The sequence below is a fragment of the Nocardia sp. FDAARGOS_372 genome, assembly GCF_002554515.1.
Lineage (GTDB): Bacteria > Actinomycetota > Actinomycetes > Mycobacteriales > Mycobacteriaceae > Nocardia > Nocardia farcinica.
On record NZ_PDDW01000001.1, the window covers coordinates 4,680,147 to 4,695,215 of the forward strand.

A 15,069-nucleotide genomic window follows, 5' to 3' on the forward strand; every position below is an offset into this window, starting at 1 on the left:
GCGATCATGGCCTGCACACCGCCGAGTGGGAGTTGCCGCCGATCTGGGAGAACAGACCGCGCGGGAAGAGCACGCCGTACAGCGAGACGTCCAGGCCGCACAGGTAGGCGTTGGCGTAGGCACCCTCGGAGGTGTGCCGGCCCGCCGCGGAGATCAGGTTCGGCACGTCGATGGCCGCCCGGTCGAGCTTGGCGCCGTTGTAGAGCAGCATGTTCAGCGCGGCGGTCGTCGAGTTCTGTGCCTGCTGCAGGCCCGGCTGGATCCGGTCGACCATGTCGACCAGGGAGGTCGTCGCGCTCGCGATCTGCTCGGTGGACCCGAGCAGGGACTGGCCCTGCTCGTAGAGTCCGCCGATGAGTGCGCGGGTCTGGGTCACCAGGGTCTCCAACTCCTCACCTCGTTTGGCCAGGCCCGCCATCACGCCGGACAGATTGGCGATCACATCGGACAGGATCGCGTCGCGCCGCTGGAAATCGGTGGCGAGCTGGGCCGCCTGCACGATGAACGAGCTCAGCGACACCCCGTCGCCCTGCAGCGCCTGGATGAACGTCTCGGAGAGCCGGTTCACCTGCTCGGGCTGCAGCACCTGGAACAGCGGTTGGAAGCCGTTGAGCAGCGCCGAGATGTCGAAGGACGGCTCGGTGCGCTCGACCGGGATGGTGCCCTTGTTCGGCAGGGCGGCCGGCGCGGTCGCCTCGCCGGGCTCGAGCGCCACATAGCGCTGGCCGATCAGGTTCTGGTACCGCACCAGCGCCTTGGTGTCCTCGTAGATCGTTTGATCCCGCTGGACGATGAAGGTGACCTCGGCGACCGAGGCGTTGCGGTCGTCGCGGGCCAGTTCGATCTTGTCGACCTTGCCCACGCGCACGCCCGCCATCCGGACGTCGTCGCCCTCGCGCAGCCCGAGCACATCGGTGAAGACCGCGGTGTAGGTGTTGGTGCCGCCACTCACGGTGCGCGCCAACGTGTTCCACACCAGCACGGTCACCAGGATCGAGACGATGGCGAAGATGGAGAAGCCGATCAGGGGCTTGCGGATGCTCATCAGCTCGCCCCGCTCTCGGACACGGTCATGGTTCCGCCCTTCAGGATCGGGCTCAGCAGCAGGTACTCCGCGGCCGTCGGCTTGCGACCGAGCAGCGCGGTGATCGCGTCGTCCCCGCGGTAGGAGATCGCGCCCGCCTGCGGGGTGCTGGTCGCCGCGGCCGGTGTCGCGCCCGGCTGGGCGGCCTGCGGTTGCGCGGCCTGGCCCGGCAGACCGGGCAGACCGGGCAGCGACGGCAGCGCAGGCACGAGGCCTTCCAGCGGCGTGCCCGCGAACGGCGACGGCGCGGCGGGCGACTGCGCGGCGGCGGCCCGGCTCGGGTCCGGCGTGGTGACGCCGGGGATCAGCGGGAAGCCCGGCATCGGCACCACCGGCGGCAGCCCCTTCGCCGACTCCAGCGCGCGGGGGCGCAGGTTCTCCGGCAGCGGCGGCAGCTCGTTCACCGCGGGGGCGGTGAAGCAGCTCGGCCCGGCCATCTCGCCGTAGCGGGGGCAGTCCGCCACCGTGTACGGCTTGTACGGGGTGAGCGTGATGCCCGCGTCCCACACCATCTGCTGCGAGGGACCCCAGTGGAAGGTGGTGTTCAGCTTGCGCACCGACTCGCTCAGGTTGAGCAGCGACCGGGTGATCGCCTGCGGGTCGGACGCGAGCGCGCCGAACGCGTCGGCGGTTCCGGCGGTGACCTGCTTGCCGACGTCGGGATTGCGCGCGAACAGGTTGTTCACCGCGTCGACGGTGCCGCCGGTCCCGGTGATCAACGCGACCAGTTCGCTGCGGCGATCGGCCACGGTACGCGCGGTCAACACCGAGCTGCCGAGCACGTCGACCAGTTCGGGAGCCGATTCGTTCAGCGCCGCGAAGGAATTCGAGAAATCGGTCAGCAGCACGCCCAGATCCGGGATGGCGTCGTCGACCGACTGCACCCAGCGGTCCATCCGCTCGATGGTGGAGCCGGGCATCCGACCGCTGCCGTCGAGTGCCTGCGACAGGGTGCCGAGCACCCGGCCGAACTGCACCGGATCGATCTTGTCCAGGATGTTGCGGACGGTGGTCAGCGTGTCCTGCAGCGCGATGGTGCCCTTGCTGCGGTCCTCCTCGATCACCGAGCCCTCGCTGAGGTAGGTGTCGGAGGGGCCGTTGAAGACCAGCTCCACCGAGGTCACCGCGAACAGGTTGCTCGGCACCACGCGGGCGGTCACGTTGGCCGGGATGCTCTTGGCGTACTCCGGCTTCAGTTCGATCTGCACCTTCTGCAACTCGCCCTTGGCGGCCACCTCGACCTCGTCGACCGCGCCGACCAGCACGCCGCGGAACTTGACGTCCGCCTCGGAGGGCAGGCCGTCACCGGTGGTGGTCAGATTCGCGACCACGTTCACCTTCGGTACGAAGTAGCCCTGGTAGCGGGCCATCAGGAAGCCGAGCACCACCGCGAAGACCAACAGTCCGCACACGCCGGCGATCAGCAACTGCCGCATCGTGGGTCCACGCCCACTGGGATCGATGATCATCTGCCCTTACCCCGAGATCCGGATTCCGGGATTGACTCCCCAGATGGCCAACGTCATGAACAGGTCGGCGAACACGACCAGGATGATGCACATCTTGATCGCGCGACCGGCCGCCACACCGACGCCCTCCGGGCCGCCGGAGGCGAAGAATCCGTAATAGCACTGGATGAACGTGGTGATCGCGACGAACAAGATCGCTTTGAGCAGCGAGTACAGCACATCGGTCGGTATCAGGAACTGGTAGAAGTAGTGCTGGTAGGTGCCCTCGGCGGTGTCGCCGACCAACTGCACGGTCAGCGCGCAGGAGATGTAGGCGACCGCGAGGCCGAGGCAGTACAGCGGCACGATCGCGACGATCGCCGCGAACATCCTGGTGCTCACCAGGTACGGCAGCGGGCGGATGGCCACCGACTCCAGCGCGTCGATCTCCTCGGAGATGCGCATCGCGCCCAGTTGCGCGGTGAAGCGACAGCCCGCCTGCGCGGCGAAGGCCAACGAGGCCAGCAGCGGGCCGAGTTCGCGGGTGGTCGCGAAGGCCGAGATCGCGCCGGTGATCGGGCTCAGCCCGAGCAGGTTCAGCGAGGTGTGGCCCTGGATGCCGACCGTCATGCCGCCGAAGGCACTGAGGATGACGACGACGCCGATGGTGCCGCCGCCGACGACCAGGTTGCCGTTGCCCCAGGTGACGTCGGTGAGCAGGCGCCAGACTTCCTTGGGATACTGCTTGAGCGCCAACGGGATCGAGCCCACCGAGCGCAGGAAGAAGAACACCTGATGGCCGATGCGCGCGATCAGGTCGACCGGCGCCTGCGCCGATCGCTTGAGCTGCTGGAGCGGCCGCAGCAGCGGCGGCACATACGTTGACGACACCGGCTCAGACCACCTGTGGGGGGAATAGGGCGCTGTAGATCTGCGTGATCCCGAGATTCACGCCGAACAGCATGATCGCCGAGCTCACCACAGCGGAGTTGACCGAGTTCGCGACGCCGCCGGGGCCGCCGCGGGTGTTCAGGCCCGTGTCGCAGGCGATGATCGCGGCCAGCAGACCGAAGATCAACGACTTCACCAGCGCGACGAGCAGGTCCCGGGTGACGGCGAAGGAGGAGAAGGTGCCGATGTAGGAACCGGGGGTGCCGCCCTGGGCGAAGATGTTGAAGATGTAGCCGGTCAGGAAGCCGACGAACACCACGAAGCCGCACAGCAGCACGCTGACCAGCATGGCCGCGCCGAGCCGCGGGGCGACCAGCCTGCGCATCGGGTCGACGCCCATCACCTTCATGGCGTCGATCTCCTCGCGGATGGTGCGCGAGCCGAGGTCGGCGCAGATGGCCGAGCCGACCGCGCCCGCGATCATGATCGAGGTGACCAGCGGGGCGCCCTGCTGGACGATGCCGAGACCGTTGGCCGCGCCGATGAACGAGGTCGCACCGACCTGGCCGGCGACGGCGCCGACCTGGATCGAGACGATGACGCCGATGGGGATGGCGACGAGCAGCGTGGGCGCCGCGGCGACGTTGGCCATGAAGGCGCACTGCCGGACGAATTCGTCGAACGGGAACCGCCGCCGGAAGATGGCGATGAACAGCTCGGCGACCGCCGAGATCCCCATGGTGATCTGACGTCCGAAGGTCTCCAGCGAGCGCTTCGGATGGTCGTCCCAATAGGCCCTCGTCCAATCGACCGCTTCACTTATGCGGGATCCTCGGGGAGGACTCTTGGTCGACTGCACTGGCTAACCCCTCTCGACGCCGGTTGCGTACCCCGACGACTTGTTTGCTTGACGCACCTTACTACGGGGTAGTGCGGAACACACCACCGACATGTGATCGCAGTCATAGATAGGGAGCACTTCGGGGAAAATGCTAGGAGAAGCCACACGAACGCTGTTGCGAAACCCAATAACGGCGGCCGAAATTTAGAACATGTTGCAGAAACAGGCCGTTCATAAGGGCTGCTGACGGCTCACGCGCCGCATTTGGGCGGAAAGAAATCATCTAAAATTGCCGCCGTATCGAAATCCGGTGGGAGTACTTCGCCACCGATTGGAAACGTTAAAGATACCGGCCCGGCCCGCCCGTTCGATAGCAGACCGCTATGCGCGGACCCGCGCGGCATGCCGAGCCGACCGCAGTACGAGACGCTACCGAGACCGAATACTGACACGATGAATGCGACACATTGATATCGTGCGGGCTTCCGACATCTGGAGGGACATGTTCAGCACACTCGCCAAGGCGGCCAATGCCGTCCTCGCCGTCGCCCTGGGCGCGGCGCTGCTCGGCACCGGCGCGGGGGCCGCGGTCGCGGATCCCGGCGCGCCGGTGATCGGTGGCGGTTCGGGCATCATCGTCGACGACATGTACGAGTGCACCGTGACAACCGTCGGCCACGACAGCGCGGGCAGGCTCGTCGGGCTGACCGCGGGGCACTGCGGCGAGCCCGGCGCGGAGGTGTACTCCGAGGCCGACCGTGGTGCGGGCGTGGTCGGCCGGTTCGTCTACTCCAACCACGAACTCGACTACGCCGTCATCCAGTTCCAGCCCGGCGCGATCACGCCGGTCAACCGGATCGGCAACGTCACCATCACCGGGCTCGGCGGCCCGGCCCAGTTCCCGATGATCGTGTGCAAGGAAGGCCGCACCACCGGCAACACCTGCGGTGTCGCCTGGGGCGACGTCTTCGGCACCAACGTCGAGACCTGGGCGCAGATGTGCGTGGTCGAGGGCGATTCCGGTGCGCCGGTGGTCGTCGGCTCGACCCTGGTCGGCATGGTCAACGCCTACCTGGCCATCGCCTGCTTCGGCCCCGAGGTCGGCACCAACATGACCGCGATCATGAACGACCTCAACGCGCGCGGCGGAGTGGGCTCGGGGTACGTCCCGATCTGATCGACGGGCGCGGAAGACGAGGAGCGGGCAGCGAACGGCCCGCTCCTTATTTCTTTTGTCGAGTCACTTCTCGCGTGATTCACCCACGACACTCGGGCGCGTCGGCGACAGTGCCGGGCCGGTGACCCCGCACTGCGGCAGGCAGTCCACCTCGTCCAGCCGCGGCGCCCGCCGCACCGGCCGCAGCAACACCGCGGCCAGCAGGGCGCCCACCACCAGCAGGCCCACGCAGATCCACATCGCGGTCTCGAAACCGGCGTCGAAGGCCGCCGGGTCGGTGAGCGAACCGGAGATCCCCGCCAGGCCGGGCAGGGCCGCGACGGCGAGCAATTGCGCGGTCCGCGCGACCGCGTTGTTCACCCCGGACGCGACGCCGGCCTCGGTCGGCGGGACCGCACCGAGGACCGCGCCGGTCAGCGGCGCGACCAGGGCGGCGAGGCCGAGACCGAACACCAGCACGCCGGGCAGTACATCGGTGAGGTAGTTCGCCTCCTCGCCGATGCGCAGCAGCAGCACCAGGCCCAGGGCGCCGAGCAGCGGGCCGACGGTCATCGGAACCCGGGCGCCGTGCCGCTGCGCCCAGCGGCCCGCGGGCGCGGAGAGCACCAGCATGATCAGCGTGATGGGCACCGTCGCCAGGCCCGATGCCATCGGCGAGAAGCCGGCCACCAGCTGCAATTCCAGCACCAGCAGGAAGAACACGCCGCCGAGCGCGGCATAGACGGCCAGCGTCACCAGATTGGCGGCGGTGAACACCCGCCCGCTCGCGGCGGCGGCACCGGGCCGGTCGGCGGGGAAGGCACCGGTGAACAGGGCGGGCGGCACCAGCGGGTGGTCGCTGCGCCGTTCGACCACGACGAAGACCGCGAGCAGCAGCACACCCGCCACCGTCAACAGCGGCAGGCCATCGATCAGGCCGAAGGTGAGCGCGCCGAGCGCGGCGGCCACGATCAGCGCACCGGGCACGTCCAGCTTGCCGCGCGCCTGCGGATCCAGGCTCTCCGGCACATGTTTCAGCGCCACCACGACCACGATCAGCGCCAGCGGCACGTTGATGAAGAAGATGGACTGCCAGCCCGCCCAGTCGATCAGCCAGCCGCCGAGGAACGGCCCGAGGGCACCCGCCACCCCGCCGAAGCCGGACCACAGGCCGATCGCCGCGCCCTGGTCGCGCTCGTCGAGCGAGGAGGAGATCAGCGCCAGGCTGCCCGGGGTGAGCATGGCACCCGCGACACCCTGCAGCACGCGGGCCGCCACCAGCATCTCGATGTTCACCGCGAGCCCGCACAGCACCGAGGTGACCGCGAATCCCACGGTGCCCCAGACGAACACCCGGCGGCGGCCGAGCCGGTCACCCAGCGAGCCGCCGAGCAGGATGAACGAGGCGAGGGTGAGGGTGTAGCCGTTGAGCGTCCATTGCAGGCCCGCCACATCGGTGTCGAGGGATTCGCCGATGCGAGGCAGCGCGATGTTGACGACGGTGGCGTCGAGCGAGGCCACCGAGGACCCCAGAATGGTGGCGAGCAGGATCCAGCGGCCGGTGGCCGAGTGCAACCGCGGAAGCTCCGCCGGGGTACTCACCGGTCCACGGTAACCGGACCGGCGCGGCCGCACCGGGACAACGACGGGTCGACGCGCGCGCTACAGCTCCTCGACGCAGACCACGAACCGGCGCTCCGGGTACTCGAAACCCAGCCCGGAGCCGCACGCGCCTGCGTCCGAGGCGCCCTCGGCGATCTCGGTGACGCGCACGCCCTGCAGCCCACGCTCGGTGCAGTCGATCCGCTTCGGGTCGTCGCCGCCGACATCCATGCAGCCGCCGACCACCCAGTCGATGTCGAGGCAGTACGCACCCTGTTCGATCCCGTTCAGGGTTTCGGCGTAGTAGTTGTCGCGATCGCTGGGGCAGGACGAGCTGGTCGCGGTCTTGGCGATGATCTTGTAATTGGAGGCGCGGCTCCCACAGGACGCCTTCTCGATGGTGGCGTTCATGGTGGTGCCGCCCAGCGTCACGCAATCGCCGATGCTGGCCTCGAAATCGGTGTCGCCCTCTTCCTTGGTCGGCGACGGCCTGCTGCTCGAGCGCGGCGAGCTGGGCTTCGGCGTGCTGGTGGTGACGGCGTCGATGGTGCCGTCGATCGCCGGCTGCGCCCGGCCGTCGATGGTCGACGAGCAGGCCGACAGGGTGAACGCGGCGACGGTGGCGCCCACCGCGAGCGCGAGGCCGGATACCAATTGACGAGACACGTACAGTCCTCCCGAGCTGTAACGCTCCGAACTCACACCCGGCCGGTAGACCCGCAGTTGACGAGCTGAGCTTGAAATACCAAGCCATGCATACACCACCGGGCCGGTAACCGTCGAGTCGGTCGGCGCTCGGTGGGCACACTGGACAGGGTGGACCGTGCGCGACCACCGCCAGCAACCGGGCTGGGTATGGTGGGAAGCACGGTGCGAAAGGGGCAGTCCATGAACCTGATCAGCGCGATTCTCTGCTCGACCGCCGCGGTGGGCGGCTCCTTGATGATCCCGGGGGTGGCGTCAGCAACCTCCGTGCACTGCACGGCCGAGGGCGGGGCCGACATCACCGTCATCGAGGGCAGCACCGGATGCCGCGCGGCCAGCGACGCGGCGGGCCACGCTCGCTCCGCCGGGTACGACGGGGTGGGGTATGCCCGTGCGAGCCAGGGCGCGGCCGCGCTCGGCGTGGGCGCCGCCGGTGGGGTCGGAGCGAGCGAGGGCACCGGCGGCATCCCGATCGCGGTCGGCGTCGGGCCCGACGCGATGGCGCTGAGCATGATCGCCGCCGACCCGGCCGCCGGTCCGGCGATGGCGGTGGCGATCGCGTTCCAGGGTTCACGGGCGGAAGTGGGCGGTACGCCGGACGGGTCGGTGGTGTGCCTCGGCTCCGGGGCGATCGCGTGGAACATGCAGAGCGGGGCGACCTGCCTGACCACGCCGTTCGGCAGCTGGAAACCGACGTTGCCGGTCACGGCCGCCGATCGCAGCTGAGACCCGGCCCGCACGACAGCCGCCCGGCGCGAGGAGCCCGGCAGGCGCCCCGAGCCGCACGACCCGCCGGGCCCGGTCGGCTACGCCGCGCTGCGATCCCGGATCGAACCGGGCGCGCCCGTGGTTCGTGGCATCGGCATGACGTGCGAGGGACCGGTGGCACCGGGACCGGGCATGCTGCACGCCGTGGCCGCCGGGCTCGACTTCCAGCGGTACCTGCGGTGGCGGCGCGCGCGGACCGGCGATCCCTTCGTCGTGGGTTTTCCCGGATTCGGGGCCGTCGTCTTCACCGGCAGCTCCGCGGGGGCGCGGGAGGTGTTCCGGCTGCCCGCCCACGCGGTCCGACCGCCGCGGCCGAACCCGATCGAACCGATGGTCGGGCCCGGGTCGCTCATCCTGGCCGCGGGGGAGCGGCACCGGGCCGACCGCGCGCTGCTCACCCCGGTACTCCGCGCCGTGGGACCGCGCGGATACGCGGAACTGATCCGCACCGCGGCGGCGGCGGAGGTCGCCCGCTGGCGGCCGGGCACGCGGATCGATGCCCGTGCGGCCGCGCGGGCGGTGGCCCTGCGGGTGATCCTGGCCGTGGTGTTCGGCGCAGACGACGAAGCCCGTCACGCGACCTACCGCGCCGCGGTCACGAATTTCCTCACCGCCTTCTCCGGTCCGTTGCTGCTGGTACCGGCGCTGCGGCGCGGGTGCGGGGGACGGGCACCGTGGGACCGCTTCCTGGCGGCGCGTACTCGCCTGGACGCCCTCATCCGCGCCGACGTGGTCCGCCGCCGGACCCGCGGTCCGTCGGGCGATCTGCTCGCCGCGCTGATCGCGGCCGGGCGCACCGACGACGAGCTGTGCGATCAGCTGCGCACGCTGTTGGTCGCCGGTCACGAAACCACCGCGACGAGCCTGGTCTGGGCGCTCTACCACCTGCACCGCACCCCCGGAACGCTCGACCGGGTGCGCGGCGAGCCCGCCTGGCTGGACGCGGCCTGCCAGGAGACGTTGCGGCTGCATCCGCCGGTTCCCATCGTGTTGCGCCGCCTCTGCGAGCCACGCACCCTGTTCGGCACACCGCTGGCGGCCGGGGACACGGTGGGGGTCGCCGTACCGTTGCTGCACTCGCAGCCGGAGCTCTGGCCCGACCCGTGGCGGTTTCGTCCCGAGCGGTTCCGGGAGCGCGGCTACGGACCGTTCGAGTTCGCGCCCTACGGCGGCGGACACCGGCGGTGCCCCGGCGCGGCGCTGGCCGAACTCGAACTGCGCGTCGTGCTCGACACCGTGCTCGGCGCGGCGCGACTGCGGCTGACCCCGCGCTACCGGTACGGCCCGGCACCGCGCGCCGTCCCGCACAACATCGCCACCGGGCCGTGGCGCGGAATCAGCTTCACCGTGATCGGGTGATTTAGCTCACAGCAGGTTTGGCAGCCGGGGAAACCGGACGGACGGCCTGTTGGCCACGAGATTGCCGGGCAGTGGCGTGACCGGCGACTTTCACGAAAGGCCGCCGCGCACAACCCCTTTTGTGATGGCAGTCACTACCGGCTCCGGTTGCCTATCACCGATCGGGACGACTGGCCCCGAGCGGTGTGCGGAAGGTAGGAATGGACGAGGTCGGGGGCCGTCACTACACGCCGATGAAATGTCTCGCCCGCTGCGTGCGCGCGGGAGATGGAATGGACGAGAAACCAATGCATGCCGCTTCGAACGACAGGCCGATGCCCACGCACGACCGGCTGACCCGCCGGCTACGCCGGGGCGTCCTCTTGTCCGCGGCGATCGCCGCGGCCGGTGCCGTGATCGTCGCGCCCGCCCAGGCGGAGCCGCTCTTCCCGGGTCTCGATTCCGGATCCGCGTCCGCGGTGACCGAGCCGACGCCGCAGGCCAACTTCGCGCCGCCGAACATCAACATCGCCGACGGTGAGACGGTGGGCGTGGCGCAGCCGATCATCATCACCTTCAAGGAGCCCATCGAGGATCGCGCGACGGCCGAGAAGGCCATCAAGATCACCTCCTCGAACGAGGCGCCCGGCCACTTCTACTGGTGGAGCGACAAGCAGGTGCGCTGGCGGCCGAACGACTTCTGGCCCGCCAACACCGATGTCCGCGTGGAGGCGGGCGGCACGACCAGCTCGTTCCGCATCGGCGACGCGCAGATCACCACCGCCGACGACGCGACGAAGACCATCACCATCACCCGCAACGGTGAAGTGGTGAAGACGATGCCGACCTCGCTGGGCAAGCCCGGCCACGAGACCCCCAACGGCACCTACATCGTGGGCGAGCGGCACCGCCAGATGGTGATGGACTCCTCGACCTACGGTGTGCCGATCGACGCGCCGGAGGGCTACAAGCTCGACGTCGAGTACGCCACCCGGCTCTCCAACAGCGGCATCTTCCTGCACGCCGCGCCGTGGTCGGTGGGCCAGCAGGGTGTCGCCAACGTCAGCCACGGCTGCCTGAACGTCAGCACCGAGGACGCGCGCTGGTTCTTCGAGAACGCGCAGAAGGGCGACCCGGTCATCGTGCAGAACACCGCGGGCGGCACCCTCAACGCCCGCGACGGTCTCGGCGACTGGAACTGATCGCCCGACCCGAACGAACGAGACGCCGATCGCGCAGCGTGCGCGGTCGGCGTCTCGCGTTCGATCACCAGATCTTGACCCGTTCGGCCGGGTCCAGGTACAGCGCGTCGCCGGGGCGCACGTCGAAGGCCTCGTGGAAGCTGTCGATGTTGCGCACGACGGCATTGCAGCGGAACTCCGGCGGCGAGTGCGGGTCGATGGCCAGCCTGCGGATCGCCTCCTCGGCGCGAGCCTTGGTGCGCCACACCTGCGCCCAGCCGAAGAACACCCGCTGCAGCCCGGTCAGACCGTCGATGACGGGCGGCTCGGCGCCGTTCAACGAGATCTTGTAGGCCTCGAGCGCGATCGACAGGCCACCGAGATCGCCGATGTTCTCCCCGATGGTGAATTCGCCGTTGACGGTGTGCTCGTCGGGCAGGTCCTTGGGCGAGAGCACGTTGTACTGCTCGATCAACGCCTTGGTGCGCTTGGCGAACTCGGCGCGGTCGGCGTCGGTCCACCAGTCCACCATGTTGCCGTCGCCGTCGTACTTGGCACCCTGATCGTCGAACCCGTGGCCGATCTCGTGCCCGATCACCGCACCGATACCGCCGTAGTTCGCGGCGTCGTCGGCGTTCATGTCGAAGAACGGCGGCTGCAGGATCGCGGCCGGGAAGACGATCTCGTTCATGCCGGGGTTGTAGTAGGCGTTGACCGTCTGCGGGGTCATGAACCACTCGTCGCGGTCCACCGGGCCACCGAGCTTGCGCAGGTCCCGGTCGTGTTCGGCGGCGTAGCCGCGACGGTAGTTGCCCACCAGATCGGCGGGATCGATCCGCACGCCCGAGTAGTCGCGCCAGCGGTCCGGGTACCCGATCTTGGGCGTGAACTTCTCCAGCTTGGCCAGCGCGGCCTGCCTGGTCTCCGGGCTCATCCAGTCGAGCTCGGCGATGTTGCGCCGGTAGGCCTCCTGCAGGTTCGCCACCAGCTCCTGCATCCTGGCCTTCGCCGCGGGCGGAAAGTGCTCGGCGACGTACAGTTTGCCGACGGCCTCGCCGAGCAGCTCCTGCACCAGCGAGACACCGCGCTTCCAGCGCTCCCGATTCTCGGTGGCGCCGGTGAGCGTGCGGCCGTAGAAGGCGAAGTTCTCCTCGACCAGCTCGTCGGTGAGGTACGGGGCGCGGGCGCGCAGGATGCGCCAGGCGGCCCAGGCCTGCCAGTCGGCGAGGTCGGCCTCGGCCCACAGACGGGCGAAGGTGCGCAGGTAATCGGGCTGGCGGACGACCACTTCGGCGAACAGCTCGGGCCCGTCGCGATCCACGCCCTCGGCCAGTGCGGAGGTCCATGCGGCCCAGTCGTATTCGGGCTGCTCGGCGACGAGCGCGTCGAACGTGGTGAGGTTGTAGCTCAATTCGGCGTCGCGGCGGCGCACCACGTCCCAGTGGCCTGCCGCCAGCCTGCGCTCGAGCTCGAAGATCCGCTGCCCCACCGTGTCCGGATCCTGCGGCAACAGCGCGCCGATGCGGGGGTCGGCGGCGGCGAGGGCGAACATGCGCCCGATGTGCGCGATGTAGGTGGTGCGGATCTCGGCGAATTCGTCCTGGCGGTAATAGGACTCGTCGGGCAGGCCGAGGCCGGACTGCGTCAGGTGCACCAGATAGCGGCTGGAATCCTTGTCGTCGGTGTCGACGTAGCAGCCGACCGCGCCGCCGACGCCGGTGCGCGCCAGCCTGCCCAGCAGCGCGGCGAAGGCACCGCGGTCGGTCACGTCGCGCACGGCGGCCAGTTCGGCGGAGATGGGCGAGAGCCCGGCCGCGGCCACGGTGTCGGTGTCCATGAAGCTGGCGTAGAGGTCGCCGATCCGGCGGGCGTCGGCGTCGTCCTGATCGTCACGCGCGCAGCGCTGGATGATCGCTTGGACATCGAGTTCGGCCTGGTCGTAGAGCGCGCGGAAGGCGCCGTCGACCGCTCGGTCGGCGGGGATCTCGTGGTCGGCCAGCCACTTGCCGTTGACGTGCGCGAACAGGTCGTCCTGCACCCGGACGGACTCGTCGAGATGGGAAAGATCGATACCGGAGGGACTGGTCAGTTCGGAGGTCACGCAGTCCAGTATGCCCACCTGGCCGGGTCAGCGGCCGGGTGCGGCGAGCGCGGGGTCGAACTCGCGGTCGTGCACGCCCGCCAGAAACGCCTGCCACTCCGCGGCGGTGTAGCGCAGGGTGATCGCGCCGTGCCGCAGGAACATGCCGCCGTCGACGGTGGGCTCGGTGCCGAGACCGGGATGGGGGCGGCCCGCGCGCAGGGCACCCAGGAAGTCGGACCACAGTGTCGCGGGCACGGTGATCACCGGCTCGGCGGCGGGATCGGCGGCCGGGTCGCGACGATATTTGCTGTCGCGGATCAGCACGGCCTCGCCGTCGAAGCGGACCTCGACGCACTGGTTGCCGTTGTTCGAACGGCTCGAGGTGAACCAGCCGGTGTCACCCGACCGGGCCCCCGCGGTGGTGGCCATGATCAGGAGTCTACTCCGGAAGCGTAACGCCTGATCAGCGCTGCGGAGTCGGCGCGAGAGAGTGCCTGGTCGAGGGCGCGTAGATAGGCGAAGCCGAGATCGCGCACCAGCTCGGGATCTTCCACCGGGCCGCCGAACACAGCGCTCTCGGCCCAGCCGAACGTCGGTAGCTGCTCGCTTGCGAAGTCGAGCAGATGGAAGCTGGACCCGCCCAGGATCGCGCCCGCCGTCGCCGTGAACGGGATGACCCGCACCTCCAGCGTGTCGAGTTCGTCGACGAGCCGGGCCAGATGCTCGAGCTGCCCGCGCAGCACCTGCGGGCCGCCGGTCTGCTGCCGCAGGGTGGCCTCACCGACGATCGCGGTGAGTTCCACGCGGTCGGGTCCGCGCAGCCGCTGCTGGCGGCGCAGGCGGATCGCGACGAGCTGGTCGACCTGCACCGGACGGATCATCACGTCCGCGCTGATCAGGGCACGCGCGTAGTCCTCGGTCTGCAACAGGCCCGGCACGATCAGGCTGTCGTAGCTGCGGATGCTCTGCGCGCCGTACTCCATCCCGTACAACCGCTGCAACTCCGGGCCGATCAGCGCCGAGGACCGACTCCACCAGCCGCGCTGCTTGCCCGCCTGCAACAGCGCCAGCAGTTCCGCGCGTTCGTCGTCGGGCACCTCCAGCACGTCGAGCACCGGGCCGATCGTCCGTGCGGTCAGCACTCGCCTGCCGTTCTCCACGTGCGACCAGTTGGCCGGGGTGAAGCCGACCCGGCGGGCGAAGCCCGCGGAATCGAAACCGCGCTGTTCGCGCAGCTCACGCAGCCGCAACACCAGCTCCCAGCGCGCGACGGTCGGCGAGACGGGTGCCATGCCAGGCGATGCTACTTCGTGACCACCGCATCGGCGGTGACTATTGTCAGCGCAGTTGCCCGGGTCTACTGTCGAGACAGCGGTTGGTTACACCCGAAAGGTCCACTCCGCACCGAGGCGAGGTTCGTCATGAGCACGTCCCGCACTGGTTCTGGCAGTCACCGTTCGCTCGACACCGCGCAGCCGCGGTCACCGCGCTCGGCCGCGGGCCGCACTCCGCTCCGCGAAGACGCTTTCGTCCGCTGTCGCCGCTACCGCACCGATCATCGGCTCTTCGCCGTCGTCGACCCCGCGCTCGGGCGCATCATGCTCGAAGTGGGCGCGGTCGGCGCGGTGGTGATGCCCGCTCCGCTCGGCGCGAAGGTGCGCGAGCTGCTCGGCGGGCCGCCGCGCTGCCCGATCATCGCGCACCCGCGCTCGGACCGGTGGACCTTCCTCACCGGGCCGAACGACAACTCCTACCTGGACATGGTCTTGTTCGCGGACCTGTTCCGGGTGTGCGCGTCGGTCGCACTGCCGGGCAGCCGGATCGTGCTGCCCTCACCGGCCGACGAGCAGACCGGCTATCGCACCTGGGTCTCGGCGCCGGAGGGCGACTACCGGCCGGAGCTGGCCGAGGTGATCGGCGCGACCCGCACCACCGCCACCACACCGCGGCAGCGCGCGGCGTACTGAGCGCG

The 15,069-nt window shown here is 69.7% G+C and carries 14 protein-coding genes; 5 read left to right on the forward strand and 9 right to left on the reverse strand.

Annotated elements, in window-relative coordinates; genetic code table 11:
* Nucleotides 1-4: 4 nt before the first annotated feature.
* Genes CRM89_RS22015 through CRM89_RS22030 form a run of 4 tightly spaced genes read right to left on the reverse strand, consistent with a single transcriptional unit; the run spans nt 5 to nt 4,282 of the window.
* A complete protein-coding gene (locus CRM89_RS22015) occupies nt 5-1,045 on the reverse strand; it encodes an MCE family protein (protein ID WP_060593937.1) in 1,041 nt (346 codons plus the stop codon).
* Nucleotides 1,045-2,520, reverse strand: a complete 1,476-nt coding sequence (locus CRM89_RS22020) for an MCE family protein (protein WP_228787417.1) — start codon at nt 2,518-2,520, stop codon at nt 1,045-1,047. The genes CRM89_RS22015 and CRM89_RS22020 overlap by 1 nt, the downstream gene beginning before the upstream one ends.
* 39 nt (nt 2,521-2,559) lie before the next feature.
* Entirely contained in the window at nt 2,560-3,423 is an 864-nt protein-coding gene (locus CRM89_RS22025; RefSeq protein WP_011212166.1) for an ABC transporter permease, read from the reverse strand.
* Nucleotides 3,424-3,427: 4 nt separating this feature from the next.
* A complete protein-coding gene (locus tag CRM89_RS22030; protein ID WP_011212167.1) occupies nt 3,428-4,282 on the reverse strand; it encodes an ABC transporter permease in 855 nt (284 codons plus the stop codon).
* A gap of 484 nt (nt 4,283-4,766) precedes the next feature.
* Between CRM89_RS22030 and CRM89_RS22035 the strand changes: the two genes are divergently transcribed.
* The gene (locus CRM89_RS22035; RefSeq protein ID WP_060593935.1) at nt 4,767-5,441 is read left to right on the forward strand and encodes a hypothetical protein; all 675 of its coding nucleotides are present in this window, start codon (nt 4,767-4,769) and stop codon (nt 5,439-5,441) included.
* 63 nt (nt 5,442-5,504) lie between these two features.
* Here the strand turns inward: CRM89_RS22035 and CRM89_RS22040 are convergent, their stop codons facing one another.
* Both CRM89_RS22040 and CRM89_RS22045 read right to left on the reverse strand, forming a co-directional pair.
* Complete coding sequence (locus CRM89_RS22040) at nt 5,505-7,022, reverse strand: MFS transporter (RefSeq protein WP_098085987.1); 1,518 nt, start codon at nt 7,020-7,022, stop codon at nt 5,505-5,507.
* A 60-nt stretch (nt 7,023-7,082) separates the two neighbouring features.
* The gene (locus CRM89_RS22045) at nt 7,083-7,688 is read right to left on the reverse strand and encodes a hypothetical protein (RefSeq protein ID WP_098085989.1); all 606 of its coding nucleotides are present in this window, start codon (nt 7,686-7,688) and stop codon (nt 7,083-7,085) included.
* A 222-nt stretch (nt 7,689-7,910) separates the two neighbouring features.
* On the opposite strand from CRM89_RS22045, the gene CRM89_RS22050 reads away from it, so the two are divergent.
* From CRM89_RS22050 to CRM89_RS22060, 3 genes are all read left to right on the forward strand, one after another.
* A complete protein-coding gene (locus tag CRM89_RS22050; protein WP_060593933.1) occupies nt 7,911-8,453 on the forward strand; it encodes a DUF6764 family protein in 543 nt (180 codons plus the stop codon).
* A gap of 138 nt (nt 8,454-8,591) precedes the next feature.
* On the forward strand, nt 8,592-9,854 hold the full coding sequence (locus CRM89_RS22055; protein WP_228821808.1) for a cytochrome P450: 1,263 nt from the start codon (nt 8,592-8,594) through the stop codon (nt 9,852-9,854).
* Between the two features lie 314 nt (nt 9,855-10,168).
* The gene (locus tag CRM89_RS22060; protein ID WP_041560516.1) at nt 10,169-11,035 is read left to right on the forward strand and encodes an Ig-like domain-containing protein; all 867 of its coding nucleotides are present in this window, start codon (nt 10,169-10,171) and stop codon (nt 11,033-11,035) included.
* A gap of 64 nt (nt 11,036-11,099) precedes the next feature.
* On the opposite strand, the gene CRM89_RS22065 is transcribed toward CRM89_RS22060, so the two are convergent.
* Genes CRM89_RS22065 through CRM89_RS22075 form a run of 3 tightly spaced genes read right to left on the reverse strand, consistent with a single transcriptional unit; the run spans nt 11,100 to nt 14,389 of the window.
* Nucleotides 11,100-13,115, reverse strand: coding sequence for a M13 family metallopeptidase (locus CRM89_RS22065; RefSeq protein ID WP_229434805.1), 2,016 nt, complete (start codon nt 13,113-13,115; stop codon nt 11,100-11,102).
* A gap of 27 nt (nt 13,116-13,142) precedes the next feature.
* Nucleotides 13,143-13,526, reverse strand: coding sequence for a DUF397 domain-containing protein (locus tag CRM89_RS22070; RefSeq protein ID WP_098085995.1), 384 nt, complete (start codon nt 13,524-13,526; stop codon nt 13,143-13,145).
* Nucleotides 13,527-13,528: 2 nt separating this feature from the next.
* Nucleotides 13,529-14,389: a helix-turn-helix transcriptional regulator gene (locus tag CRM89_RS22075; protein ID WP_011212176.1), complete on the reverse strand. Its 861-nt coding sequence runs from the start codon at nt 14,387-14,389 to the stop codon at nt 13,529-13,531.
* A gap of 129 nt (nt 14,390-14,518) precedes the next feature.
* On the opposite strand from CRM89_RS22075, the gene CRM89_RS22080 reads away from it, so the two are divergent.
* The gene (locus CRM89_RS22080; RefSeq protein WP_011212177.1) at nt 14,519-15,064 is read left to right on the forward strand and encodes a hypothetical protein; all 546 of its coding nucleotides are present in this window, start codon (nt 14,519-14,521) and stop codon (nt 15,062-15,064) included.
* The last annotated feature ends 5 nt before the right edge of the window (nt 15,065-15,069 follow it).